The organism is Corynebacterium ureicelerivorans, from assembly GCF_000747315.1.
Taxonomy (GTDB): domain Bacteria; phylum Actinomycetota; class Actinomycetes; order Mycobacteriales; family Mycobacteriaceae; genus Corynebacterium; species Corynebacterium mucifaciens.
Window position 1 is genome coordinate 1,986,003 of the sequence record NZ_CP009215.1, and the last position, 23,945, is coordinate 2,009,947.

Annotated in this window: 24 protein-coding genes; 8 read left to right on the plus strand and 16 right to left on the minus strand. The window is 66.5% G+C overall.

The features are described from left to right. Positions 1 to 20 precede the first annotated feature (20 nt). Together CUREI_RS09810 and CUREI_RS09815 are read left to right on the plus strand one after the other, a co-directional pair. Entirely contained in the window at positions 21 to 815 is a 795-nt protein-coding gene (locus CUREI_RS09810) for a hypothetical protein (RefSeq protein WP_038613102.1), read from the plus strand. A 322-nt stretch (positions 816 to 1,137) separates the two neighbouring features. Then, complete coding sequence (locus tag CUREI_RS09815; RefSeq protein WP_038613104.1) at positions 1,138 to 1,980, plus strand: PRC and DUF2382 domain-containing protein; 843 nt, start codon at positions 1,138 to 1,140, stop codon at positions 1,978 to 1,980. An 82-nt stretch (positions 1,981 to 2,062) separates the two neighbouring features. Here the strand turns inward: CUREI_RS09815 and CUREI_RS09820 are convergent, their stop codons facing one another. From CUREI_RS09820 to clpB, 10 genes are all read right to left on the minus strand, one after another. Continuing rightward, the gene (locus CUREI_RS09820) at positions 2,063 to 3,235 is read right to left on the minus strand and encodes an FUSC family protein (protein WP_038613106.1); all 1,173 of its coding nucleotides are present in this window, start codon (positions 3,233 to 3,235) and stop codon (positions 2,063 to 2,065) included. A 71-nt stretch (positions 3,236 to 3,306) separates the two neighbouring features. Continuing rightward, entirely contained in the window at positions 3,307 to 4,341 is a 1,035-nt protein-coding gene (gene fbaA, locus CUREI_RS09825) for a class II fructose-bisphosphate aldolase (protein ID WP_038613107.1), read from the minus strand. 48 nt (positions 4,342 to 4,389) lie between these two features. After that, a complete protein-coding gene (locus CUREI_RS09830; RefSeq protein WP_038613109.1) occupies positions 4,390 to 5,586 on the minus strand; it encodes a glycoside hydrolase family 76 protein in 1,197 nt (398 codons plus the stop codon). A gap of 70 nt (positions 5,587 to 5,656) precedes the next feature. Beyond that, positions 5,657 to 6,310, minus strand: coding sequence for a TrmH family RNA methyltransferase (locus CUREI_RS09835; protein WP_038613111.1), 654 nt, complete (start codon positions 6,308 to 6,310; stop codon positions 5,657 to 5,659). Further along, the gene (pyrE, locus tag CUREI_RS09840; protein ID WP_038613113.1) at positions 6,303 to 6,830 is read right to left on the minus strand and encodes an orotate phosphoribosyltransferase; all 528 of its coding nucleotides are present in this window, start codon (positions 6,828 to 6,830) and stop codon (positions 6,303 to 6,305) included. Before pyrE ends, CUREI_RS09835 begins: the two co-directional genes overlap by 8 nt. Before the next feature lie 3 nt (positions 6,831 to 6,833). After that, positions 6,834 to 7,781: a type III secretion system chaperone family protein gene (locus CUREI_RS09845; RefSeq protein ID WP_038613115.1), complete on the minus strand. Its 948-nt coding sequence runs from the start codon at positions 7,779 to 7,781 to the stop codon at positions 6,834 to 6,836. A gap of 43 nt (positions 7,782 to 7,824) precedes the next feature. Beyond that, positions 7,825 to 8,667, minus strand: a complete 843-nt coding sequence (locus CUREI_RS09850) for a sulfurtransferase (protein WP_038613117.1) — start codon at positions 8,665 to 8,667, stop codon at positions 7,825 to 7,827. A gap of 21 nt (positions 8,668 to 8,688) precedes the next feature. After that, positions 8,689 to 9,111 carry a DUF4265 domain-containing protein gene (locus CUREI_RS09855; RefSeq protein ID WP_038613119.1) on the minus strand — a complete coding sequence of 141 codons (423 nt, stop codon included), beginning with the start codon at positions 9,109 to 9,111 and terminating at the stop codon, positions 8,689 to 8,691. 58 nt (positions 9,112 to 9,169) lie between these two features. After that, complete coding sequence (gene panC, locus CUREI_RS09860; RefSeq protein WP_038613121.1) at positions 9,170 to 9,973, minus strand: pantoate--beta-alanine ligase; 804 nt, start codon at positions 9,971 to 9,973, stop codon at positions 9,170 to 9,172. A gap of 11 nt (positions 9,974 to 9,984) precedes the next feature. Continuing rightward, positions 9,985 to 12,531 (minus strand): ATP-dependent chaperone ClpB, encoded by a 2,547-nt coding sequence (gene clpB / locus CUREI_RS09865; protein WP_038613123.1) that lies wholly within the window; start codon positions 12,529 to 12,531, stop codon positions 9,985 to 9,987. Positions 12,532 to 12,807: 276 nt separating this feature from the next. Between clpB and CUREI_RS12470 the strand changes: the two genes are divergently transcribed. Further along, entirely contained in the window at positions 12,808 to 12,957 is a 150-nt protein-coding gene (locus CUREI_RS12470; protein ID WP_158407463.1) for a hypothetical protein, read from the plus strand. 10 nt (positions 12,958 to 12,967) lie between these two features. Here CUREI_RS12470 and CUREI_RS09870 read toward each other — a convergent pair whose 3' ends face one another. Continuing rightward, complete coding sequence (locus CUREI_RS09870; protein ID WP_038613125.1) at positions 12,968 to 14,296, minus strand: sodium/glutamate symporter; 1,329 nt, start codon at positions 14,294 to 14,296, stop codon at positions 12,968 to 12,970. Between the two features lie 78 nt (positions 14,297 to 14,374). After that, on the minus strand, positions 14,375 to 15,205 hold the full coding sequence (locus tag CUREI_RS09875) for a carbon-nitrogen hydrolase family protein (protein WP_038613127.1): 831 nt from the start codon (positions 15,203 to 15,205) through the stop codon (positions 14,375 to 14,377). Positions 15,206 to 15,296: 91 nt separating this feature from the next. Between CUREI_RS09875 and CUREI_RS09880 the strand changes: the two genes are divergently transcribed. The 5 genes from CUREI_RS09880 (at position 15,297) to CUREI_RS09895 (ending at position 19,477) form a co-directional block, all read left to right on the plus strand. Beyond that, positions 15,297 to 15,548 carry a hypothetical protein gene (locus tag CUREI_RS09880; RefSeq protein ID WP_038613129.1) on the plus strand — a complete coding sequence of 84 codons (252 nt, stop codon included), beginning with the start codon at positions 15,297 to 15,299 and terminating at the stop codon, positions 15,546 to 15,548. Beyond that, positions 15,545 to 16,690, plus strand: coding sequence for an alpha/beta hydrolase (locus CUREI_RS11700; protein ID WP_051952334.1), 1,146 nt, complete (start codon positions 15,545 to 15,547; stop codon positions 16,688 to 16,690). The genes CUREI_RS09880 and CUREI_RS11700 overlap by 4 nt, the downstream gene beginning before the upstream one ends. 56 nt (positions 16,691 to 16,746) lie before the next feature. Continuing rightward, entirely contained in the window at positions 16,747 to 18,513 is a 1,767-nt protein-coding gene (locus CUREI_RS09890; RefSeq protein WP_038613132.1) for a pyruvate dehydrogenase, read from the plus strand. Between the two features lie 185 nt (positions 18,514 to 18,698). Continuing rightward, positions 18,699 to 18,887 carry a hypothetical protein gene (locus CUREI_RS12685; protein ID WP_069202898.1) on the plus strand — a complete coding sequence of 63 codons (189 nt, stop codon included), beginning with the start codon at positions 18,699 to 18,701 and terminating at the stop codon, positions 18,885 to 18,887. Beyond that, positions 18,881 to 19,477, plus strand: a complete 597-nt coding sequence (locus tag CUREI_RS09895) for a hypothetical protein (protein WP_069202899.1) — start codon at positions 18,881 to 18,883, stop codon at positions 19,475 to 19,477. Before CUREI_RS12685 ends, CUREI_RS09895 begins: the two co-directional genes overlap by 7 nt. A gap of 147 nt (positions 19,478 to 19,624) precedes the next feature. Here CUREI_RS09895 and CUREI_RS09900 read toward each other — a convergent pair whose 3' ends face one another. From CUREI_RS09900 to dnaK, 4 genes are all read right to left on the minus strand, one after another. Then, complete coding sequence (locus tag CUREI_RS09900) at positions 19,625 to 20,035, minus strand: heat shock protein transcriptional repressor HspR (protein ID WP_038613133.1); 411 nt, start codon at positions 20,033 to 20,035, stop codon at positions 19,625 to 19,627. Between the two features lie 21 nt (positions 20,036 to 20,056). Beyond that, positions 20,057 to 21,241 (minus strand): molecular chaperone DnaJ, encoded by a 1,185-nt coding sequence (dnaJ, locus tag CUREI_RS09905; RefSeq protein ID WP_038613135.1) that lies wholly within the window; start codon positions 21,239 to 21,241, stop codon positions 20,057 to 20,059. 141 nt (positions 21,242 to 21,382) lie between these two features. Continuing rightward, a complete protein-coding gene (grpE, locus tag CUREI_RS09910; RefSeq protein ID WP_038613137.1) occupies positions 21,383 to 22,069 on the minus strand; it encodes a nucleotide exchange factor GrpE in 687 nt (228 codons plus the stop codon). Positions 22,070 to 22,099: 30 nt separating this feature from the next. Then, positions 22,100 to 23,941 carry a molecular chaperone DnaK gene (dnaK, locus tag CUREI_RS09915; protein ID WP_038613139.1) on the minus strand — a complete coding sequence of 614 codons (1,842 nt, stop codon included), beginning with the start codon at positions 23,939 to 23,941 and terminating at the stop codon, positions 22,100 to 22,102. Between the last annotated feature and the right edge of the window lie 4 nt (positions 23,942 to 23,945).

A 23,945-nucleotide genomic window follows, 5' to 3' on the forward strand; every position in this document is an offset into this window, starting at 1 on the left:
CATATTGTAGCGTGAGCGCCATGCGGCTCATCCACTGCGCGTGCGGCGAGGCTCCGACCGTCCCGGGGGCCCTGCGCCTCGACCTTCCCCAGCACCCCAGCCAGAAAGAGCTGCGGGTTCTCACGGACATCGCGCGGGAGGTTCTGCCGGAGGACCCAACCCCGTCGTTGGATGAGATCCAGGCGAACCCGTCCGTCACGCACCTCGGGGCCCCCGCGTGCGCGCCGCAGCAGCCCGACGAGCCGGTGCGGGTGATCGTCTCCGGCGACGACCGCGCGCTCGGCCTCGTGCTCACGCGCTTGATGCGCTCTGACGTCATGTGGGTGGAGGTCGGGTACGCGCCCGTGGACCCGCACTCGCCCGCGGCGCTCGTGTGGGGCGCGGGCGACGTCGCGCTTGCGGTCGAGGGTACGGTGCGGCCAATGCCGAGCGTGCGCACGGACTTCGGCGAGGTGGTCGCGGGCTCGGCGGAGCTGTTCACTGGCGATGGCTCCGCGCCGTTTACCGGCGAGATCGTGGTCGACTCGGAGGTGCTGGCCGGCGCCGGGGAGTACGGCGCGCGCCTCGTGCCCACCGCAGACGCGCCCGGGATCGTCGCCGTGCCCTACGTCAGCCCGCTTGTGCCCACCCGCCGGTTCCTGCGGCGCCAGCCGGTGGGCCGCACCGACGCCTCCCGCGTCTTCGCAGGCCGCGCGCTGCAAGCGGGGGGCCAAGAAATCGCGGTGCGTATCGACGGCGTCGCGCGCCCCCGCCCCGTGCAGCGAGTCACCTTTTACCGCCATCTGCGCGACATCCAGAGCGTCCGCGAACCTTAATTTCCGCATGTGATTTATCTCACACTGTGGGAATTGGGGCGTATGTGACCTCTTTTGTTACCGCGCCGATACACGGCGGCGGCCCAGCTCCAACAATTTCACTGACGGCAGACCACGAACATCCACGTCACGCGGGTGTGGCCGGGACTACATCAAACGCGGCAATTTGTCGCTCGACCACATGTTCGAATAGGTTAAATTGAACAAGTGTCCACGCGACGGCGGCGGGGCTTCCCTACGTTCGTTGGTGTTCCCGCAACGACCGGACGCCGGCTTGCGGAAGCAGAACAAATTTACAAGCCAAAATCTGTAAGGAGAAATCATGGCTGAGACGAATCGCATCGAAGACCTTGCAAACGCAACCGCATACGACGTTGACGGCGAGAAGCTCGGTGGCGTCAAGGACGTTTACGTCAACGACACCACCGGCCAGCCGGACTTCGTGTCCGTGAACCACGGCCTGTTCGGTGGCGGCGACTCCATCGTCCCGCTGCGCGGCCACACCCTGCGCGACGGTGAGCTGCACCTCGCATTCCCGAAGGACCGCGTTGAGGACGCTCCGGAGCTGGACGAGAACGGCCACCTCACCACCGAGGACCAGGACGCGTTCTACCGCCACTACGGCCTGGAGGGTACCCAGGACGTGACCACCTACGAGACCGACAACCGCACCGCACAGGCTGGTGCCGCCGGCACCGGTGCAGCAGCGGGCGCTGGCTACGCAGCCGGCGAGCGCGAGGTCGACGCTGACCGCCGCGACGTTGCAAACGACGACGAGATCGTCCGCTCCGAGGAGCAGCTGAACGTCTCCAAGGACCGCGTCGAGACCGGCCAGGTTCGCCTGCGCAAGTACGTCGTGAACGAGACCGAGACCGTCGAGGTTCCGGTCGAGCGCGAAGAGGTCCGCGTTGTCCGCGAGCCGATCACCGACGCTGACCGCGCTAACTACGACGGCAACATCGGCGAGCAGGAAGCTTCCGTCACCCTGCACGAGGACCGCGTGAACGTTTCCAAGGAGTCCGTCCCGGTGGAGAAGGTTTCCCTGGAGAAGGACACCGTGCAGGACACCGAGCGTGTTTCCGAGGATGTCCGCAAGGAGCGCTTCGAGACCGACGGTGTTGTCGAGGGCGACGTCCGCGACGCTGACCGCGACAACCTGCGCTAAGCAACGCGCTAGCTACCGCTAGCCCGAACGCTTTCACCCCGGTGGGATTGTTCCCACCGGGGTTTTTGCTGCGCGTGGCGAGCTAGTCGAGGTCGAAGGTTTCCGGCTCCACACTCGGCGTCTCGGACGTGGGAGCGAGCGCGGCCAGCGCGGACTCGTGGGACATGCCGCACACCATGAGCAGGTCCACGATGAGCGAGCGCGTCTGGGCCAAGATGGCGTAGGCGGACAGCACGCCGTTTTCGGGGATGAGGTCCATGCCGGCTTTCTGCCCCGCGGCACGTAGCTCGTTGACGCACTGCGGGATCACGGTTGCCTGCGCGACGCGGGAATTGACATCGTACACCTCCGACAGCTCCAGGCAGACCTGGGAGAGGGAATCCAGCAGCTCGATCTGGGCGGGGGTGGCGGAATCGTGGTCGTCGGCAAGCACTCGCGCCCGCCGCGCAAGGACGCGGGTCGTGCGCACCGCATTATCGACGGGCGGGATCACGCGCGCGAGCGAGTTGATGTAGCGGCGCGTGCCCCAGAGGAAGGGCGAGACCAGCGACGTTTCCTGGCCGGCCTTGATGGCGGCGGCGAGGTCGTCGATGCCGGTTTGGGTGCCGCGGATCAACTCCAGGGCCTCGTCGATGACGGCGGGGTTGTGGTCGCGTATGCCCTCGGCGACGTCGTCGAGCACCGACGACATGATGCCGAGCACTTTGGACACCTCCGCGCGGGCGGACTGCATCGGCGCCTGCGGGATCAACGCGATGGTGGCCATCGCGACCACGCAGCCGATGATCGCGTCGATGGTGCGGTCGATGCCGGTCACCTCAGCGCCCGGCGGCATGATCGTGGCGATCAGGATGGCGCCGATGGCGGCCTGGTTGTTCACCAGCACGGAGCTGGAGAAGAACGACGCGATGAGCAAGGAACCTGCGACGATGACCGCGATCTGCCAGCCGCCGTCGCCCAGCCGGTAAAAGATCAGGTCCCCCACCAGCACGCCGAGGATGCAGCCGAGCGCCATGTCCACGGACTTGGACACGCGATCCCCGCCCGTCATGCCGATGATGATGACCACGCTGATCGGCGCGAAGAACGGCCGCGGGTGGCCGGCGAGGTCGTGGGCGAGGAAGTAGGCGAACCCGGAGGCGAGGCCGATCTGCATGATCGGCAACAGGCGCTTGCGAACCCGCTTCACGCGCGCCTGCACAGACTTATCCACTAGTTGGAGCCGCTCTCGCGTGCTCATCCTCTGTTTCGCCATGGTTAGACAGTGTAGGCGGGCACGAAAAGAACCTCCGGCGGACCGGAGGTTCGTCGTGAAGCAGAGAGCGCTTACTTGGACACGGACTTGCCCAGGGAGTGGAGGTCCTGGCAGGCCTCGATGACGCGCTCGGACATGCCCTGCTCGGCCTTTTTCAGGTACGAGCGCGGGTCGTAGGCCTTCTTGCTGCCCACCTCGCCGTCGACCTTGAGCACGCCGTCATAGTTGGCAAACATGTGGCCGGCGATCGGGCGGGTGAACGCGTACTGGGTGTCGGTGTCCACGTTCATCTTGATCACGCCATAGCGCAGCGCCTCCTCGATCTTCTCCTTCTCGGAGCCGGACCCGCCGTGGAAGACGAAGTCGAACGGCTGGGCGCCCTCGTCAAGGCCCAGCTTGCGGGCCGCGACCTTCTGGCCCATATCCAGGACCTCGGGGCGCAGCTTCACGTTGCCCGGCTTGTACACGCCGTGGACGTTGCCGAAGGTCGCGGCCAGCAGGTAGCGGCCGTTCTCGCCGGTGCCCAGGGCGTCGACGGTCTTTTCAAAGTCCGCCTCGTTGGTGTACAGGTTCGCGCCGGCCTTCGCCTCAACGCCGTCCTCTTCGCCGCCGACGACGCCGATCTCGACCTCGAGGACGATGTTCGCCGCGCTGGCCTTGGCCAGGAGGTCCTGGGCGATTTCCAGGTTCTCGTCGATCGGCACCGCGGAGCCGTCCCACATGTGGGACTGGAACAGCGGCAGCTCGCCGGCGTTGACGCGCTCCTGGGAGATGGCGATGAGCGGGCGGACGTACTCGTCCAGCACTTCCTTCTGGCAGTGGTCCGTGTGCAGGGCGATGTTGACGTCGTAGTGCTGCGCCACCTCGTGCGCGAACGCCGCCAGCGCCTTCGCGCCCGCCACCTTGTTCTTCACACCCAGGCCGGAACCGAACTCCGCGCCGCCGGTGGAGAACTGGATGATGCCGTCAGACTCCGCCTCCGCGAACCCCTTGATTGCCGCGTTAATGGTCTCAGACGACGTGCAGTTGATCGCCGGGAACGCGAACCCGCCCTTCTTGGCGGTGTCCAGCATCTGGTTGTAGACCTCGGGGGTTGCGATAGGCATGGGATCCTCCTGCGTACGGGTTCAGTTACGCCTCCAAGTATGCCCGTTTTACCCCTGCGCCGCAGCTACCCGCGCCGCCGCCTCCAGCAGCATCCAGCCGGACAGTTGGACCGAGAGGTCGCGCTCGTCGATGCGCACGAGCCCAACCGCCTCGCTTATCGACGCTGGCCCGAGCCCGTAGTTGTGCGGCAACTTCGCATCCTGGGTCCACTCCGCGGCGAACACCGGCAAGCCGTCCACCTCCAGGCGGTGCGACCAGAGCGAATCCGCGGACTGCATGACCAGGCGCGCGGCGATCTTCTTCGTGGCGATGCTCTCTTTCGAATCCTCCGGCAGCCGTTCCGCGACCTCAGCCAGGTAGCGCGCGAGGATGCCCTTGAACAGTCCGCCGTCGCCCTCGCCCGATTCTTCCGGCGGGCTGAGCAGGACCCCCTGCGGGTTCGCCATGTGTAGGGCCACTGCCTGCACGATCGCGCGGATGTGGGTGATGTAGAACATGGAGGCGTCCGCGCGCTCGGAGTATTCGAAGGAATCGATCTGCTCGTCGTGCGCGAGGCCTACGTCTTCCCGCAGCGCCAACGCGATCTCCAGGCTCGCGCCGAGCGCGGTGCCCTGGTTGTAGGTGTAGATCTTCTCCACCACCTCCGGCCCGCTCATGCGCATCCGGATGCCGTCGTTGAGCAGGCCGTCTTCCCGCACGAGGTTGTCAAAGATCCAGTCCACGATCTCTCGCGCCTTGTCCAGGCGGCCGGTGCGGGCGAACAGCAGCGCCGCGGTGGCGTTGGAGGGCACGTTATAGAAGGTCTCGCCGGTGCGCCACGGCAGGACGCCCATTACCGGGTCAATGCCCGCGAGCAGGTCGAACTCCAGCTCCCCCAGTCGGCGGGTGCGCGAGATACCGTCCAGGTTGGTCGCGCGGTTCCACGCGAGCGCAAGCCAGGCCTTGTCGTCGTAGTGCCGGTTGGCGGTGAGCTTGCCGCGGTTGCGCCGCTGGATCCCGCGGAGCGTGTCCGCGATCCGCCGACGGCGCGTCTTCGTCCCGCGCCTGGTCGCCGCGTCCACCTGGCAGTCCAGGTACTGCGCCTGCCACCAGTAGTGCCAGTGCCAAAACGCCCGATCCTTCGGTCCCGGCGGCCACGTCACCACCGCCAGGTTGGTCTTGGGCATGCCCCACAGTTTCTGGGCGTGGCGCTCAGTCACGGCAGATTCAGCCAGGTCGGCGCGGTGCGCCCACGTTTCCGGCACGGGGTGCCTCCTCAGAAAGTAACGATTCGCTCTTATCTTGCCAGAGGCCACAGGCGGGGTGATAACGAAGCTACCACGCCTGAGAGAGGTCCGCGTGCTGGCGGATCCAGGCGTGCATGGCAATGCCTGCCGCGACCCCGGCGTTGATGGAGCGGGTCGAGCCGAACTGGGCGATGGAGCACGTCATCAGCGCGGCCTTCTGCGCCGCCTCCGTGACGCCCGGGCCTTCCTGGCCGAACAGCAGCACGCACTCGCGGGGCAGCTGCGCGGTCTCCAGCGGCACGGACCCGGGGGTGTTGTCGATGGCCACAACGGGGATCCCCTCCCCCGCCGCCCACGCCATGAGGTCCGCGACCGTCTCGTGATGCCGGATGTGCTGGTAGCGGTCCGTCACCATCGCGCCGCGGCGGTTCCACCGTTTGCGGCCCACGATGTGCACCTCCCGCGCCAGGAACGCGTTAGCGGTGCGCACCACGGTGCCGATGTTCATGTCGTTTTCAAAGCTCTCGATGGCCACGTGGAACGGGTGCCGACGCTGGTCGAGATCCGCAACGACGGCATCCAGCGACCAGTACCGGTACGCGTCGACGACGTTGCGGCGGTCGCCCTCTTCCAGGAAGGCCGGGTCGTAACGCGGGTCCTCCGGCCAGGCGCCCTCCCAGGGGCCGACGCCGTGGCGACCTTCGTTCCACTCGGTGGGGCCGCGGAGTTCACTGTTAGGCAAGGTCCAGGTCTTCGAGTCCGAGAAGGTAGCGGTACTCCAGGCCTGCGTCGCGCAGAACCTGCTCGGCGCCGGTCGCGCGGTCCACGACGGTGGCCACAGCCACCACCTCAGCGCCCTCCTCGCGGCAGGCCTCCACGGCCGTCAGCGGCGAGTTGCCGGTGGTCGTGGTGTCCTCTACAACCAGCACGCGCTTGCCGGCGATCGACGGCCCTTCGATTCGGCGCTGCATGCCGTGCTTCTTGGCCTCCTTGCGCACCACGAACGCGTCGATCGGGCGGCCCTCAGCGTGCATGATCGAGGTAGCGACGGGGTCCGCGCCCAAGGTGAGGCCGCCCACGGCGTCGAACTCCAGGTCCGCAGTGAGCTCGCGCAGCAGCGCGCCGATGAGCGGGCTGGCCTCGTGGTGCAGTGTCGCGCGGCGCAGGTCCACGTAGTAATCCGCTTCCTTGCCAGACGACAGCGTCACCTTGCCGTGCACCACTGCCAGTTCCTTGACCAGTTCAGCGAGCCGTTCTTTCATGTCTTACTCCTTGTCATCGAAAATTGAGCTTGGCCCTTGCACCCGGCGCACCCGCGTGAGATCCACCACGCGGCGCTCGTCGCCCGCGATGGCTTTCACATCGTCACCGCCGAGGTCATGGTCCTCCACCTCGCCGCGCGTCCCGCCGGTGGTGCGGGTGGGCAGCTCCACGGGGTCCTCCGGGCGCTGCATCACCGTCTCCAACTCGGCCTCCGGCAGCGCCACCGGTTGCTCGCCCGGGATGGTGCGGGTGGGGTACGGCAGGGTGAGCGGAACGTCCTCGACGGGCGGCAGCGTGCGCGCCGCATCCGCCAGCAGCGCCAGCGGCGCGAGCGTGGCGTCCCAGTCGCCCGGGCCCGACTCGCGCGTGAGCTCCGCGATGGCCCACGCCCCTTCGAACCAGACCGCCTGCACGGAGGCGGGCAGCTGCTCAAGCGCCGTGAGCACTCGGCTATCGACGAACCTCCGGCCTGCCCCCGCCTGCGTAGCGAAACACTGAAACCCGCTGTAGCTGTCCAGCTCCACCAGATCGTCGGACGTGTTTGCAGCAAGGCCCTCCCGGCGGAAGTCGACCACCGCCCGCGTCTCCGCGCCCGTGCCCATCGCGACAACGACGGAGTCCCCCAGGTCTGCCACGTGCACATCGTGGCCGTACGCGTTGCCGGTTACGACGTTGCGCGCCGACGCTCCCCCGGCCGCTGCGCCGCGCGACCACTCGCTGGCAAGCAACTCGTCGGCGCCCACAAAGTTGAAGCCGCGCTCGCGGGCCCAGGTTCGGCGGGCGCGTTTGCCCGGCGCGCGGGATTTCACCGGCTTTTCGGCGGGCGCTGCCGTGGTGTCTGTGCTGCCTGTGTTGTCTGGCTCGGCCGTGCGCTCGCGCGCATCCGACACGAAAAGCGCCACGGCGCCAAGCGACGCCGCGAGTGCGAGGAGAAACAACAGGGTGACCATCGCGGACTATGCTACCGCGCGCCCCGACACGGCCACGCCTGGCTTACATGTCAGTTGCCACCGGGTTGTCCCGGTTGGCGCTCCACTGCGACCAGCCACCCACGTAGTGCGTGAGCAGCGGCAGACCGGCGTGCTCCAGCGCGGCTAGGAGCAGGGCGGAGTGATTGCCGGAGCCGGAGTAGACGATCATGCTGGCCGGGTCCGTGTTTTGTGTGACGCCGATCTGGGCGAAGCGCTCCCGGATGGCGTCGGCATCCTTGACCGTGTTGGTGCCGGCGTCGAACAGGTCGTTCACGGGCAGGTTCTTCGCCCCCGGGATGTGTCCCGCGCGCAGGTCCAGGGTCTCGCGGCGGCCTGCGAAACGGCGGGCACCCCTGGCGTCGATAAGCACGCCCTCGAATGCCCGCACGTCGTCCATGGTCGCGGCAGGCAGGCTGCCCGCGGTGAGTTGGACCTCGCGCGGCACCACGACGCTGCCTGGACCCGCGATGGTGGGCAGGCCCTGGCCGTCCCAGGCCGCGAAGCCGCCGTCGAGAATGTGCACGTCCTGCACGCCCGCCCAGCGCAAAATCCACCAGGCGCGGGCTGCGAACAGGCCGTTGCCGCCGTCGTAGACCACAACCGGGCGGCCAGCTTCGATGCCCCAACCCGCGGCGGCCTTCGCCACCGTGTCAATGCTGGGCATCGGGTTGCGGCCCACTCGCCGGCCCGGCATGCCCGCGAGCTGCACCGACGGGTCGCAGTACAGTGCCGTCGGGATGTGCTCCGATTGGAACTTGGACCACGCCTTGCCCGCTTTCGGCTCCCACAGCGCGGCGATGACGGTCTGTTTCTGGCCGGCTTGGATGCGCTCGTTGAGCTCAGCGGCGGAGACAAAGACGCTCATGGCCGCAAGTGTAACGGGGTTTTACGCCATGTACCCGGGGGCGAGCTGGATCGCGCCCTGCGCCTCCAGGCCGCTGAGCCACTCGGTGATGCCCTCACGCGGGCAGTCCGCGCCGATGCTGGCGGCCAGCATGCCGCCCGGGCCGAGCTCCACGCGGCAGCCGAACGCGAGCAGTGTGCCTGCGATCTCGTTCGGGTCCTGGCCTTCCGGGTCTTCCGGCAGCACGCGCACCGTCGACGCGCCGCCGCGAACGACCACCCTGTCCACGTGGAACGCCCCGCCGACCGTCACGCACTCCACGATGTCGCCCATGGCGAGCGTCGTGTCCACGAACGGCACGCTCGCCACCACAAAGTGGTCCCGGCCAATCTGGTGCGCCTGCAGCTGCTCGCTTTCGACGCCGGGGACAGCAACGCGGGTGATGATCGTGGTGGTTGGTTGCATGCAGGGCAGTGTAAACGCTTCGGCCTCCTGCGCGGTTCCCGGCCGACGAGCACGCGTTCTAGCCGCGCTCAACCTCGATCGGGGCGTTATCCAGCAGCCGCGTCGCGCCGACCTTCGCCGCCACCAGCATCCGCGCCGGGCCGGTGTAGCCAGCCGGCAGGTCGGTCATATCCGGGGCGGTGGTGACGAGGTAGTCGAGTTCGAGGCCTTCGGTGGCGTCGAGAAGCGAACGCGCCTCCGACAGGCTGTCGGTTGCAAGCGCCCGCGGGATGGCCAGCGCGATCGCGCGCTCCTGCGCGGAGAGGTAGCGGTTGCGCGACGACAGGGCGAGACCGTCGGTGTCACGCACGATCGGGCAGCCGTGGATGCGCACCGGAAGGTGCAGGTCCTCCACCATCTGGCGGATCAGCGCGAGCTGCTGGTAGTCCTTCTCGCCGAAGAACGCGTCCGAGGCACCGGTCAGCGCGAACAGCTTCGCCACCACCGTGAGCACGCCCGCGAAGTGCGTCGGCCGCGTGGCCCCCTCCAACACCGACCCCAGCGGGCCGGGTTGGATCGTGGTGCGCGGGCCGTGCGGGTACATGGTCTCCGGCGCGGGCGCGAACACCGCGTCGACGCCGAGCGCTTCAAGCTTTGCGACGTCCTCCGGCAGCGTCCGCGGATACGTGTCCAAGTCCTCCCCCGGCGCGAACTGCAGCGGGTTGACAAAGATGCTGACCACCACGGGGTTGCCCAGCGTCGCTGCGGCGCGCACGAGGGCGAGGTGGCCGTCGTGCAGCGCGCCCATGGTGGGGACGAGGGAGATAGGTCCGGCAGGAAGCGCCGCAGCCAGCGCTTCCGGTGTGTGCACGAGTTTGGTCATGCACCCATTATCTACCGCGCCGTGACGTCCAGGCCCTCACCGCCGTCGGCCACGTCCACATGGACGGTATCGCCGTCGCGGATGTCGCCGGCCAGGAGCTTCTTGGCCAAGCGGTCGCCGATGGCCTGCTGGATCAGGCGCCGCAGCGGGCGGGCACCGTATGCCGGGTCGTAGCCGCGGTCCGCCAGCCAGCTCTTCGCGGAATCCGACACATCGAGCGTCAGGCGGCGGGCGGCGAGGCGCTCGGCCAGTCCCTGCAGCTGGATGTCCACAATGCCCACGAGCTGGTCTTGGCTCAGCGGCTCGAAGACGACCACATCATCGAGGCGGTTGATGAACTCCGGCTTGAAGTGGTGCTTGACCGCGTCCATGATCTGCTCACGGTTGCCGCCGGCACCCAGGTTGGAGGTGAGGATGACCACGGTGTTGCGGAAATCCACGGTCCTGCCCTGGCCGTCGGTGAGCCTGCCCTCGTCGAGCACCTGCAGGAGCACGTCGAAGACATCCGGGTGTGCCTTTTCCACCTCGTCGAAAAGCACGAGCGAGTACGGGCGACGGCGCACCGCCTCGGTGAGCTGGCCGCCGGCGTCGTAGCCGACGTACCCCGGAGGGGCACCGACGAGGCGTGCGACGGAGTGCTTCTCGCCGTACTCGGACATGTCGATGCGGATCATGGCGGATTCGTCGTCGAAGAGGAACTCCGACAGGGACTTCGCCAGCTCCGTTTTACCCACGCCGGTGGGGCCGAGGAAGAGGAACGAGCCGATCGGGCGGTTCGGGTCCGCTACGCCAGCGCGCGAGCGGCGCACCGCGTCAGAGACCGCGACCACAGCCTCACGTTGGCCGACAACACGCTCGCCGAGCACGCGCTCCATGTGGAGCAGCTTCTCGGTCTCACCCTGCATCATCTTGCCGGCCGGGATGCCGGTCCAGGACGACACGACGTCCGCGATGATGTCCGGGGTGACTTCTTCTTCCAGCATGGTCTTGTTGCTGGCCTCGGATTCCGCCTTCGCCACCTCTGCCTCAAGCTCCGGGATGCGGCCGTAGCGCAGTTCGGACACCTTGGCGTAGTCGCCTTCGCGCTCCGCGATCTCGGACTCGTTGCGCAGGCGCTCGAGCTCCTCCTTTGCAGACTGGACCTTGTTCACCTCCGCCTTCTCGTTTTCCCAGCGGGCCTTCATTTCGCCCAGGCGTTCGCGCTGGTCGGCGAGCTCCTCGCGCAGGTGCTCCAGGCGCTGCTGGGACGCGGCGTCGGATTCCTTCTGCAGGGCGATCTCCTCGATCTCCAGGCGGCGCACGATGCGCTCGAGCTCGTCGATCTCCTGCGGGGAGGAGTCGATCTGCATGCGCAGGCGCGAGCCAGCCTCGTCCACCAAGTCGATGGCCTTGTCCGGCAGGAAGCGGTTGGTGATGTAGCGGTTGGACAGCTCGGCGGCAGACACCAGCGCGGAGTCCTGGATGCGCACGCCGTGGTGCACCTCGTAGCGCTCCTTCAGGCCGCGCAGGATGCCGATGGTGTCCTCCACCGTCGGCTCCCCCACGTACACCTGCTGGAAGCGGCGCTCCAGCGCAGCGTCCTGCTCGATGTACTGGCGGTACTCATCCAGCGTGGTTGCGCCCACAAGGCGCAGCTCACCGCGGGCGAGCAGCGGCTTGATCATGTTGCCGGCATCCATCGCTGAGTCGCCGGAGGCACCGGCGCCCACGATGGTGTGCAGCTCGTCGATGAACGTGATGATCTGCCCGTTGGATTCCTTGATCTCGTCCAACACGGCCTTCAGCCGCTCCTCGAACTCGCCGCGGAACTTCGCGCCGGCGACCATGGAACCCAAATCCAGCGAGATGAGCGTCTTGCCCTTGAGGGACTCGGGCACGTCGCCCGCGACGATGCGCCGCGCCAGGCCCTCGACGATAGCGGTCTTGCCCACACCCGGCTCACCGATGAGCACCGGGTTGTTCTTGGTGCGGCGGGACAGCACCTGCACTACGCGACGGATCTCCGAATCGCGCCCGATGACCGGGTCGATCTTGCCCTCGCGCGCACGCGCGGTCAGGTCGGTGGAGTACTTCGCCAGCGCCTGGAACTGATCCTCCGGGTTCTCCGAGGTCACGGTCTTGCCGCCGCGCACGGAGGAGAAGGCCTCCTTGAGCGCGTCGAAAGTGGCGCCGCGCTTGGTCAGAAGCTCCGCGGCGTCGTCGCCGCCCTTGGCGATGCCGGCCAGCAGCACATCGGCGGACACGAACTCGTCTCCAAGCTCGCCCGCGAGATCCTGCGCCGCACTCAGCGCAACCTGCAGGTCCCGGTTGATGCCCGGGTTCGCCATGTTCTGCCCCTGCGCGCTGGGGTACGTGCTAATTAGCTCGCCGGCCTCGCGCGCGACCGTCTCTGGGTCCACGCCCGTGGCCTTGAGCACCGGGGCAGCGATACCGTCTTGCTGCTTCAGCAGCGCCTCCAGCACGTGCGCTGGGCGCATCTCCGGGTTGCCCACGGCGGAGGCGCGCATCTGCGCCTGCTGCAGGGCCTCCTGCGTCTTCTGCGTGTACTTGTTCGCCATGAATCCATGGTCCTTTCTTCCCTAACGTTGTTTCGCACTATGTGTAACGCACCAGGAGTTGAGTCTGTTCCTGTCAATGGCAAAAAAGTTGCGCGAGGTTCGCTCATGCCGGTTATCCAATGGGGCCAGCGCTAAATCGGATGGGAGCTCTCAGAGCTCACCGGCCTGAAACCGCGCACGCTGCGCAACTACTTCACGCAGCTCAAAGCAGCCGATTACTGCATCCGGAGCACGCCGGGCGCCGACGGCAACTATTGGCCGGACCCCGGGAGCACGATGTACCCGCTGCGCTTCACCAACGAGGAGGCCCGCACGATCGCTATCGCGCTCGATGAGGTGCACTGGCTCGGAAAAAAGCTCAAGCTGGACCTCATCAAGATGCGGGTGATGTACGCCGCCGGGGCGGGAACCGGAGGACGTCGATAAGCGGGCTGTTTTACGACGACCTCCGGGCCGGCACCCACTTCAGCGCGAACGCGAGTGTGAGCACACCGAGCGCGATGGCGAAGGCGACCCAGCCGAAGATGGCGGTGACGCCCGCGATGACGGCAATGGGGGCGACGATGGTGGTGCCGATTTCGAACGGGGCGAAGCCGACATACGCCACACCGTATTCGTTGAGCGTGCCGGATTTGAGCTTCGGGTCCACCATCTTCAAAAGCGCGATGCCGGTGGCCACAGCGGCGGTGGCCCAGCCCCAGCCAAAGAGGCCACGCTCGAGCCAGTTGCCGCCAAAGAAGAGCGGGCCGGCCCAGAACATCCAGACCACGCAGAACAGCGTACCCAGGACGAACAGGAGCAGGAGCGCCTGCCAGTAGCCGGCGAGTGCAGCGGGGACGATCGAGGCGATACCGAAGGCGATCATGTAGTCCGTCGCCGCGCCGGAGACGGAGTTGATGGTAGATCGGTCCAGGTAGTTCGGACGCCCGGCGAGCTTAAGCAGCAGGCGGCCGATGAGCCCGATGACGAATGCCATGGCGAACAGCGGGATCGACACGTTCGACCACTGGTCTTTGATAAATCCGTTGACGGCATAGGCGACGAGCACGGTGAACGCGATGAAGCCGGCGTGCAGCGCCAGTGGCTCGATGGAAGACGGGTTCGTGGTGGCTTTGCCGATGGAGGGGCGCTCGGCCTCGTTGTGGATGTAGCCGGTGCGTAGGTCGTCCGGCAGTGCGCCCGCGAGCTGGGAGGCCTTGCCGTTGCGGATGCCCCAGTTGGCCATGATCACGCCGCCCACGATGGCAACGAGTGTGCCCACGGTTGCGGAGGTGAACCCGATGGAGGACGCGCCCTCGATGCCGATCTCTTCCAGCGCGGACCCCACGGCGGCAGCGGTGCCGAACCCGCCGACGAAGCCGACGGGCAGCATCATGCCGAACCACGGTTCAGTGCCGAACAGCGGCGCGAAAAGGTAGAGGCCGAGCAGGACGAACAGGCCCCACTGCCCCATGAACATGGCCGTGGAGTAGCCCCACATGTTGCGTGCACCGGAGGCGACGGAGCCGCCGAGGTCCATGGAGTACGCCATAGACGCGAACACGACCGCGATGAGCAGCGTGGTGTAGGTGCCCACCTGGCTGGACCAGTGGATGACGCCGAGGACTTCATCGCCCAGCAGCAGGCCGAGCAGACCCGCGGTGATGGGAGCGGGCAGCAGCAGCGCTTGCAGCACCTTCAACCGGTTGCGCAAAATGTTGCCGACGATCAGCAGGACCGAGATCCAACCGACGTCTGTAAGCAGCGTGTATGGGGTGAATTCCATCGCAGCACCTCTTTTCTATCCAGTTATTGCGGGCAAACCGCGTGCAACTTTATCCCACGGGTGTTGCCCAGCGGCGGTTCAGCGCATGACGCTGTTGTCACGCATTGCGGACAGCGGGAGCTCCTTGCGCGCGGCCGCGGCGTCGCTCGGGTCGATCTCTACGATGAGCGTTTCCGGCCCGTACCCGGCCTCGGCCAGTCGCACGCCCGTCGGGCTCACCACCGCAGAGTGCCCGACCCCGGTGGGCCCGGACGGCTGGCCGGCCTCGACCTCGTGGTGCGGCCGCGCCTGACCCGCCGCCGCGATGAACACGCCGGCATCCAGTGCGCGCGCCGCGGTGAGCGTGCGCCACTGCTCCACCTTGCTGTCCCCGTCCGCCCAGCTCGTGGGCACTACGACCACCTGCGCGCCGCGCGCGGCAAGCTGCTGGAATTGCTCGGGGAAACGAATGTCGAAGCAAGTGGCCACGCCCACCGTCGTCCCCTCGTGGACGAACGTGACCAGATCCTCGCCGGGGCACACAGTGTCCGACTCCTTGTAGTTAAAGGCGTCGTAGGTGTGGATCTTGTCGTAGCCCGTGTGCACACCGCCGCCGGTAATCAACGCGGTGTTGTACACGCGATTGAACTCCTTGCGGTTCACCGTCTTGGTGTCTGCCGGGCGGAACATGCCGGCGACGATGGTGACGCGGAGCTCGTCGGCAAGCGTGCGCAGGCCGGTGGCGAACGGCCCGTCCAATTCCTCGGCTTGAGTGTCCAGCCTGCCCTGCTCAAAGGCCTGGCTCGCGCCCTCCGGCAGCACGATGAGGGTGGCGCCCGCCGCCGCGGCATCGCGCACCAGCGGGGTGATCATGGCCAAGTTGTCCATCTTGTTGCCGCCGGAGGCGATTTGCAAGAGCGCGATCTTCATGTGGATAACTCTAGGTGCGAGGAAGGGCGGTTATCCACAGTTTCGGACCAGCCCCTTGAATCGCTTGATTCGTTTACGTTGTGTTGAGCGCATGGCATTCATTGAACTGACCACCAGCACCGCACCCGTGGCCCGGCGCTGCATCCGCAGCTTTGCGGCGCCACCGCTTGCCCACCTCCGCCCGTCGCGCTCCGCCGCCGCGCTAGCCTCGCTGCAGCAGCAGGAGCATGTGCGTATCGACGCCACCACGTCCCGCATCACCACCCATCTCGAGGATGTCGCCTGTTTTGCGTCAGAGGTGGAGCGGTTGGACACCTCGCTGAGCAGGAGGCTGGCGCCGTGATCTACGCACCCGCGCTCGACGCGAACGAGCTGGCCGCCGCTGCCGCCGCGGTCCGCCTCGCAGCTGCGGCGGCGTCTGAGCGCGCTGCACACGCCCCAGCATCGGCTGCCGCGATTAGGGCTTCCGGGTTTCGTGGCCCGGCCTCCGACGCCTCCGCGGCACGCCTTGCGGGATACGGAGCTGAGCTGGACGCGATCGCTGCTCGGCTGCACACGGCGGCAGGGCTGTTGGACAACGCGGCGCAAATGCAACGTGAGCTGGACGAGGCAGCCCGGTTTGCCGTCAAGCACTTCCACTCGCGCGGCGTGTTGTGGCTCAACGCAATGTCGATGATGCTGGATTTGCAGCTGTCTCAGTCGTTGTTGGGCGCCGCAGGAAAGGAGCAGGTGTATGACCCACTCTTCGCTCACCCGGATGAGGATTTGGAATCCCTCGACGCCAGGCATGCCCAGAACGTGCCAGCGTCTACCCGCGAGGTGGTGGGCGCCGCAGGTGGTGTGTTCCTGGAGGCGGGCCCAACTGCAGCCACTGTCATTGTGGGCGACGCTGTCGACCCGGATCGCGTGATCACGATGGTCGCGGGCGCCACCACCGGAAAACCCTCCCAGCTAGCGGGGGAGCTGGAGAAAGCCCGCTACTTGGCCGAGCAGACCGGAGCGGCAGTCGTGGTGTGGCAGGGCTACGCCCCTCCCCCGCTGCTTACGGACGCGATTTCCCCGCACCGGGCGGCGGCGGGCGCGGATGACCTCGCCATGTTCCAGGCGGCGCTGGACGAGCGGTACCCCGACGCCCAGAAAACCGTGGTCTCCCACAGCTACGGCACCCTGCTCGCCACCAAAGCGGCGAGTACGCACGGCCTGCTCGCGGACGATTTGTGGATCCTGGGCAGCGCCGGCGTGGCGGCCTCACACGCCTCCGAGCTCACGCTGGCGGGGCCCGAGGCGACCGTGCATGTGGTGGATTCGCCCACCGACCCGATCTTGCTGCTTCGCTCAGGGCCGTCGGCGGCCCTCGGTGCGTCGCCGTCCTATGTAGGGTGGGGCGGCGAGCAGGTGCCTGGAGTTCGGGGCGGACACTGCGACTACTTCACAGATCCGGCCTTTGTGTCTGCTTTGCAACAACGCTCTGACCGTGCCAGGTAAAACTCGTTACCATGGCGGGCGTCGAATGAAACGACCTTTGAGGAGAACTAACTACAATGCCAAACTTTGCCGAACAGGTAGTGCAGCGCTTAGAGGACTTAGGCGTCAAGCGCATTTACGGCCTAGTGGGCGACTCGCTCAACCCGCTGTCTGACGCAGTGCGTCAGAGCGATATCGAGTGGGTCCACGTGCGCAACGAGGAGGCCGCCGCGTTCGCCGCCGGCGCGGATTCCCTCGCGTCCGACGAGCTCGCAGTGTGCGGCGCATCCTGTGGCCCGGGCAACACCCACTTCGTGCAGGGCCTTTACGAGTCCCACCGCGACAGCGCGAAGGTGCTCGCCATCGCGTCCCACATTCCCACCATCGAGATCGGCTCCTCCTTCTTCCAGGAGACGCACCCGGAGCTGCTGTTCCAGGAGTGCTCCTCGTACTGCGAGGTCGTGCACGAGGCGGACCAGGGCATGCGCGTGCTGCACAACGCGTTGCAGAACACCCTGGCCGGCAACGGCGTCTCCGTGATGGTTGTGCCGGGCGACGTCTTCGCCGAGGACACCGCGGAGGGCCCGCACACCGCGGACTCCGTTTACGCCACCGGCAAGAACAAGCGCGTCTACCCGGACCCGCACGAGGCCGCCCGCCTGGTGGAGGCGATTAACAAGGCCGACAAGATCACCCTGTTCTGCGGTTACGGCGCGCGCGACGCCCGCGACGAGGTGTTCGCCCTGGCGGAGAAGATCAAGTCCCCAATCGGCCACTCCTTCCGCGGCAAGATGTACTTCGAGTACGACAACCCCTACGACGTGGGCATGTCCGGCTTGCTCGGCTACGGCGCCTGCGTGGACGCGATGGAGGAGTCCGACCTGTTCATCATGGTCGGCACCGACTTCCCGTACACCGACTGGCTGCCGGAGGAGAACGTCGCGCAGATCGACATCGACGGCGCCCACATCGGCCGCCGCACCAAGGTGGACTACCCGGTGGTGGGTGATGTGAAGAGCGTCATCGAGAACATCCTCCCCCACGTCGAGGAGAAGAAGGACCGCAAGTTCCTGGACAAGATGATCGAGCGCCACTACCAGCTGCTTGAGCACGTGGTGGACCACTACACCACCCAGGCCTTCGAATCCAAGAAGCCGATCCACCCGGAGCTCGCCGCGTCCGTGCTGGACAAGCTCGCTGACGACGACGCCTACTTCACCGTCGACACCGGCATGTGCAACGTGTGGTCCTCGCGCTACCTCACCCCGAACGGCAAGCGCGACGAGGCCGCTTCCTTCCTCCACGGCACCATGGCCAACGCACTGCCGATGGCCATCGGCGTACAGGCCGCATTCCCGGACCGCCAGGTGATCTCCTGGTCCGGCGACGGTGGCTTGGGCATGCTCATGGGCGAGCTGCTGACCATCAAGCTGCACCAGCTGCCGGTGAAGGTCATCTGCTTCAACAACTCATCGCTGGGCATGGTGAAGCTGGAGATGATGGTGGCCGGCATGCCGTACTTCGGTACCGACCACGAGCAGGCCAACTACGCCGAGATTGCTAAGGGCGTGGGCATCAAGTCCTTCCGCATCGAGGATCCGGACGACCTCGAGCCGGTGCTCAAGGAAGCTCTCGCCTACGACGGCCCGGTGCTCGTCGACATCGTCACCGACCCGGAGGCCCTCTCCCTGCCGCCGGGAATCACCTGGGACATGATGAAGGGCTTTGCCAAGTCCGGCGCCCGCACCGCCTTCCTCGAGGGTGGCGTCGGCCGACTGTTCAACTTGGCCAAGTCCAACCTCCGCCACATCGGTGGCGCTGCGGCCATCGAGTTCGGTGGCTAACGTGTAGCGCTTGCTACCGACGCCCTTGAGCCCAGAGCCTTCAGCGCTCTGGGCTTTTGCGCGTGCGTGGTAAGTCCGCATCCATTCTGTAGGTCAAGTGTTATCGAACTGCAACCCATTGGTCGCACCACCCCCGTACGGTGGCGTAAGTTGTCTTTGATTCCACAAAGAAAGGATTGAGATCGATGACTTCTCCCCAGAACCCCCGCCGCGCTCAAGGCGCGCGTCGCCCGGTGGCATCCAGCACCGCCGTGCATTCTGAGACCGTTGCCGACGAGGACCAGCACATCGGCCAGGAGGCCTGGATTGGCACCGACTCCACCGAGGTGTCCACCGGCAACGTGTCCTGGGCGCAATCTTCGCTGGCGTGGTGACGTTCCTGGCCATCATGATCCTGCTCGGCGTCGGCGCTGCGGCAATGGGGCTGCAGGGCTCCGGCGGACTGGCCACCGGCATCTTCGCCCTCGTCTCCCTGGCCGTGGCCTTCGCCGCCGCTGGCTATGTCTCCGGTGCACTCGGCGTGCGTGCCGGTCTGTTCCACGGCCTGGGCACGTGGGCTACCTCCCTGATCGCCTCCCTGATCCTCGCCGGCTGGCTGGGCTCCTCGATTATCGGCGGCCTGGGCTCCGTGCTGGGCAACGTCAGCGGAACCGTGGCGGAGACCGTTGGAAACGCTACGAACGTCACCCGCGAGGATGCGCAAGACGCGTCCAACGCCGCACAGGACAACGTGTCCCAGGAGGACATCAACAGCGCCGAGGACCGCGCCCGCGACGCCGCAAACGATGCCGCCGACCAAGCACGCGACACCTACAACGAGTACTCCGATGACGCCGCAGAGGGCACGTGGTGGACCTTCGCAGGTCTCCTCATCGGTGCCGTAATCTCGGCCTTCGCCGGTGCCGCTGGTGCACGCTCCGTGCTCAACCGCGACGAGACACAGGTTCTTACCACCCGCCGCTAGTGTGCCGGGCCGGACGGTACCGTCGTCCCCCTAAACCAGCTACAAGGACCCAGCTATTCCGCATTCGAACCGGAAATAGCTGGGTCCTTCCAGCTGGATTCTCAGATCGGGCCGTCGAGTGCGAACCCGTCACCCGCTGACTTGGCGCTACCGCGCGGAGCGACGACGTCGCCGGGTAGCGGCGGGCTCCCACGCCACTACCGCCGTGGAGCGGGGCACATGGACGAGCTCGCCACCCCGTCGCGAGCCCGACTGCAATTGCTGCCGCAGCTCCTCGTTGTGGCCGCGCTGGGTTTCCAGCTCGCCCTGGAGCTCTTCGATCTGCTCGGAGAGCTCGATGATCGTCTTGATGCCGGCGAGGTTGACCCCTTCTTCCTGCGAGAGGTGCTGGATGCGGCGCAGCATGGTGATGTCGCGGCGGGAGTAGCGGCGCCCGCCGCCCTTGGTGCGCATCGGCGTGACCAGGCCAAGCCGGTCGTAGGTGCGCAGGGTCTGCGCGTGCATGCCGGTGAGCTCGGCGGCAACGGAGATGACGTAATACTCCTGGTCTTCAGCCATTAGTGACACCTCCTTCCAGGGCTAGAGCCCAGCCCACCCGGCGCGCGGGTCGAAGCCGGAGTCCTTCTCGGCTTGGGCGTACGCGCGCAGGGCGGACGTGGCGGATGGGTCCAGATCCTTGGGCACCTTCACCTCGACGGTGACGAGCAGGTCACCCGCGGTCCCCGACCGCTTCGGAATGCCGCGGCCTTTCACGCGCAGCGTGCGCCCGTTCGGGGTGCCTGCGGGGATTTTCACCTTGACTGGGTTGTCCAGGGTGGGCACAGCGATGGTGGCGCCCAGAGCGACCTCAGAAAACGCAACCGGGACGGTGACTTCGAGGTCGTCACCAGAGCGGGTAAACACCTTGTCGCTGCGCACGTGCACGGTGACGAACAGGTCGCCGGCGGGAGTGCCGTTCGGGCCTGCCTCGCCTTGGCCGGTGAGGCGCACCTTTTGGCCGTCGATCACCCCGGCGGGGATGCGCACCGTGATGGAACGGGTGCGACGCACGGTCCCCGTGCCGCCGCACGTGGGGCACGGATCCTCGATCACCTCACCAGTGCCGCCGCAGTTGGTGCACGGCCGGGCCATGCCGAACGCGCCGGAGTTCTCGCGGATGTAGCCGGAGCCGGAGCACACCTGGCAGGTGTGGGTCTTGCCGTCCTTGGACCCGGAGCCGTGGCAGGTGGTGCACGGCGCGTCGCCGGTGAGCTCGACCGGGATGGTCGTGCCTTTGGCGGCCTCACGGAAGTCGAGGGTTATTTCCGTTTCGACGTCGGCCCCCCGCGACGGCCGAGCGTTCCTGCCAGCACCGCCGCGGCCGCCAAAGAAGCCACCGAAGATATCACCAAGGCCGCCGTCTCCAGCTTGTCCACTAGCGGCTGATCCGAAGATGTCGGAGAGGTCGAACTCCGCCTCCGTGCCGCGAAACCCTCCGGGAAAGCCGGAGCCTCCTCCCCGCCCGAAGCGGCCGAAGCCGCCCGAGCTGATCATGGATTTCAGCTGGTCGTATTCCTTGCGCTTTTCCTCGTCGCCGACGACGTCGTACGCCTCGGCCACCCGCTTGAACTTTTCCTCGGCCTTTTTATCGCCGGGGTGGGAGTCGGGGTGATTCTCGCGCGCCAGCTTGCGGTAGGCCTTCTTAATGTCCGCGGCGCTTGCCGACGAGCTCACGCCCAAGTCGCCGTAGTAGTCCTTATCGGCCCATTCCTGCTGCATCGCCATCTCACACCCTCCTTTCGGTTGTCAGAGTGTTGCGTCTGTCTCGTTAACGTTTGTTCACTAATTATCTAAGTACGAAAGCCGGGGACGAGGCCGCGTGGGTCGCGCTACCTCATTCCCCGGCCCTGGATTCCGAGCGAGTTGTTACTCGGTGGTGCCAGCTTCTGGCTCGCCAGCCTGCTCGGCGGGATCGGCGATGATCACCATGGCGTTTCGCACCAGGCGGTCACCGATCATGTAGCCCTTGCGCAGCACCGTGCCCACGACTTTGGTGTCGCCCTGGGACAGATCCTGCACTGCTTCATGGATCTCCGGATTGAACTCGTCGCCTTCGACACCGAATTCGGTGATGCCCTGGCCGCTCACGATGGCTCGGAACTTGTCGGCAAAGGCCTTCATCGGGCCCTCGGAGAGATCTCCGTGCTGCTCTGCCAAGTCAAGGTCGTCCAACAGCGGCAGCAGCTGGGTCGCGAACTTCGCCTTCGCGTTGTCGCCGGCCTGGCTGCGCTCGCGCTCGGTGCGGCGGCGGTAGTTGGCGTACTCGGCGCTCACGCGCTGCAGCGATTCAGTGCGCTCCGCGAGCTGCAGCTCGATGTCGCTGACCGCGCCGTCACCGTCCGCGTCGGGGTTGACCTCCGCGTCGGCGATTTCCGCCGCGTCCTCTAAGTCCGCGTCAGCGGCTAAGAGGGGGTCCTCGTCCGTAGCGAGCGCCTCGGACTCCGCGGCCTCGTCCGCAAGCGTTTCCGCTTGGTCAGGCGACACGTACTGCTCGTCCGTGGCCTCGGGGGCTCCCGGGTCGTCGGGCATCTGCTCGTTGTACGGGTTCGTCATCAGACGTCGCCTCCTGTTCGCTGGTTCGGGTTACTTGTTGTCGGACTCGGATGCGTCGTCATCCTCGACGACCTCGGCGTCGACAACATTGTCGTCGCCAGCCGGCGCGTCAGCCTGGGTAGCGCCCTCGTTGGCCTGTGCCTCGTAGAGGGCGGTGCCCATTGCCTGCGACTCGGTGTTCAGCTTCTCCACTGCAGACTTGATGGCATCCAGGTCGTCGCCCTTCAGCGCTTCGTCCACAGCGTCAGCGGCCTCGGTCACGCGGCCCTTGACGTCCTCCGGCAGCTTCTCGCCGTTCTCGTCCATGAACTTGCGGGTCTGGTACGCCATCGTCTCCGCGTTGTTGCGGGTCTCCTGCTCCTCGCGGCGCTTCTTGTCCTCGTCCGCGTGAGCCTCGGCGTCCTTGATCATGCGCTCGATCTCTTCATCGGAAAGGCCGGAGCCCTCCTGAATCTTGATCGTGTTTTCCTTGCCGGTGGCCTTGTCCTTGGCGGACACGGACACGATGCCGTTGGCGTCGATGTCGAATGTGACCTCGATCTGCGGCACACCGCGCGGCGCCGGAGCGATGCCGGCCAGCTCGAAGGAGCCGAGCAGCTTGTTCGCGGACGCGATCTCGCGCTCACCCTGGAAGACCTGGATCTGCACGGACGGCTGGTTGTCCTCGGCCGTGGTGAAGGTCTCGGAACGCTTGGTCGGGATGGTGGTGTTGCGCTCGATCAGCTTGGTCATCACGCCACCCTTGGTCTCAATGCCCAGGGACAGCGGGGTGACGTCGAGCAGCAGCACGTCCTTGACGTCGCCGCGCAGCACACCTGCCTGCAGTGCGGCACCGAGGGCCACAACCTCGTCCGGGTTCACGGACTTGTTCGGCTCCTTGCCGGTGAGCTCCTTGACTAGATCGGACACGGCCGGCATACGGGTGGAACCACCGACGAGGACCACGTGGTCGATGTCGCCGACGGACATGCCAGCGTCCTTCACCACCTGGTTGAACGGGGTCTTCGTACGGTCCAGCAGGTCGGAGGTGATCTTCTGGAACTCGGTGCGGGTCAGCGTCTCGTCCAGGAACAGCGGGTTCTTCTCGGCGTCCACCGTGATGTACGGCAGGTTGATGGATGCCTGCTGGGCGGAGGACAGCTCAATCTTCGCCTTCTCCGCAGCCTCGCGCAGACGCTGCATAGCCATGCGGTCCTTGGACAGGTCCACACCGTTCTGGGACTTGAACTTATCTACGAGCCACTCAACGATGCGGTTGTCCCAGTCGTCGCCGCCGAGCTCGTTGTCGCCGGCGGTTGCCAGCACCTCAACGACGCCGTCGCCGATTTCCAGCAGGGACACGTCGAAGGTGCCGCCGCCGAGGTCGAAGACCAAAATGGTCTCTTCCTTCTCATTCTTGTCCAGGCCGTACGCCAGCGCCGCTGCGGTCGGCTCGTTGACGATGCGCAGCACGTCAAGGCCCGCGATCTGGCCAGCCTCCTTGGTGGCCTGACGCTGAGCGTCCTCGAAGTACGCCGGGACGGTAATCACGGCCTCGGTGACATCCTCACCCAGGTACGCCTCCGCGTCGCGCTTCAGCTTCTGCAGGGTGCGGGCGGAAATCTCCTGCGGGGTGTAGGTCTTATCGTCGATGTTGACGGTCCAGTCCTCGCCCATGTGGCGCTTGACGGAGCGGATAGTGCGGTCGACGTTGGTCACCGCCTGGTTCTTCGCGGACTGGCCAACCAGCACCTCGCCGTTCTTCGCGAACGCGACGACGGACGGAGTGGTGCGGGAACCCTCAGCGTTTGCGATAACTACCGGCTCGCCGCCCTCGAGGACGGAGACAACCGAGTTCGTGGTGCCGAGGTCGATACCAACTGCACGTGCCATAAGA

Coding starts and splice junctions, on each gene's coding strand:
- CUREI_RS09810 (WP_038613102.1), top strand. CDS start 21: ATGCGGCTCATCCACTGCGCGTGCGGCGAGGCTCCGACCGTCCCGGGG.
- CUREI_RS09815 (WP_038613104.1), top strand. CDS start 1,138: ATGGCTGAGACGAATCGCATCGAAGACCTTGCAAACGCAACCGCATAC.
- CUREI_RS09820 (WP_038613106.1), bottom strand. CDS start 3,235: ATGGCGAAACAGAGGATGAGCACGCGAGAGCGGCTCCAACTAGTGGAT.
- fbaA (WP_038613107.1), bottom strand. CDS start 4,341: ATGCCTATCGCAACCCCCGAGGTCTACAACCAGATGCTGGACACCGCC.
- pyrE (WP_038613113.1), bottom strand. CDS start 6,830: ATGAAAGAACGGCTCGCTGAACTGGTCAAGGAACTGGCAGTGGTGCAC.
- CUREI_RS09845 (WP_038613115.1), bottom strand. CDS start 7,781: ATGGTCACCCTGTTGTTTCTCCTCGCACTCGCGGCGTCGCTTGGCGCC.
- CUREI_RS09850 (WP_038613117.1), bottom strand. CDS start 8,667: ATGAGCGTCTTTGTCTCCGCCGCTGAGCTCAACGAGCGCATCCAAGCC.
- CUREI_RS09855 (WP_038613119.1), bottom strand. CDS start 9,111: ATGCAACCAACCACCACGATCATCACCCGCGTTGCTGTCCCCGGCGTC.
- panC (WP_038613121.1), bottom strand. CDS start 9,973: ATGACCAAACTCGTGCACACACCGGAAGCGCTGGCTGCGGCGCTTCCT.
- clpB (WP_038613123.1), bottom strand. CDS start 12,531: ATGGCGAACAAGTACACGCAGAAGACGCAGGAGGCCCTGCAGCAGGCG.
- CUREI_RS12470 (WP_158407463.1), top strand. CDS start 12,808: ATGTACCCGCTGCGCTTCACCAACGAGGAGGCCCGCACGATCGCTATC.
- CUREI_RS09870 (WP_038613125.1), bottom strand. CDS start 14,296: ATGGAATTCACCCCATACACGCTGCTTACAGACGTCGGTTGGATCTCG.
- CUREI_RS09875 (WP_038613127.1), bottom strand. CDS start 15,205: ATGAAGATCGCGCTCTTGCAAATCGCCTCCGGCGGCAACAAGATGGAC.
- CUREI_RS09880 (WP_038613129.1), top strand. CDS start 15,297: ATGGCATTCATTGAACTGACCACCAGCACCGCACCCGTGGCCCGGCGC.
- CUREI_RS09890 (WP_038613132.1), top strand. CDS start 16,747: ATGCCAAACTTTGCCGAACAGGTAGTGCAGCGCTTAGAGGACTTAGGC.
- CUREI_RS12685 (WP_069202898.1), top strand. CDS start 18,699: ATGACTTCTCCCCAGAACCCCCGCCGCGCTCAAGGCGCGCGTCGCCCG.
- CUREI_RS09900 (WP_038613133.1), bottom strand. CDS start 20,035: ATGGCTGAAGACCAGGAGTATTACGTCATCTCCGTTGCCGCCGAGCTC.
- dnaJ (WP_038613135.1), bottom strand. CDS start 21,241: ATGGCGATGCAGCAGGAATGGGCCGATAAGGACTACTACGGCGACTTG.
- grpE (WP_038613137.1), bottom strand. CDS start 22,069: ATGACGAACCCGTACAACGAGCAGATGCCCGACGACCCGGGAGCCCCC.
- dnaK (WP_038613139.1), bottom strand. CDS start 23,941: ATGGCACGTGCAGTTGGTATCGACCTCGGCACCACGAACTCGGTTGTC.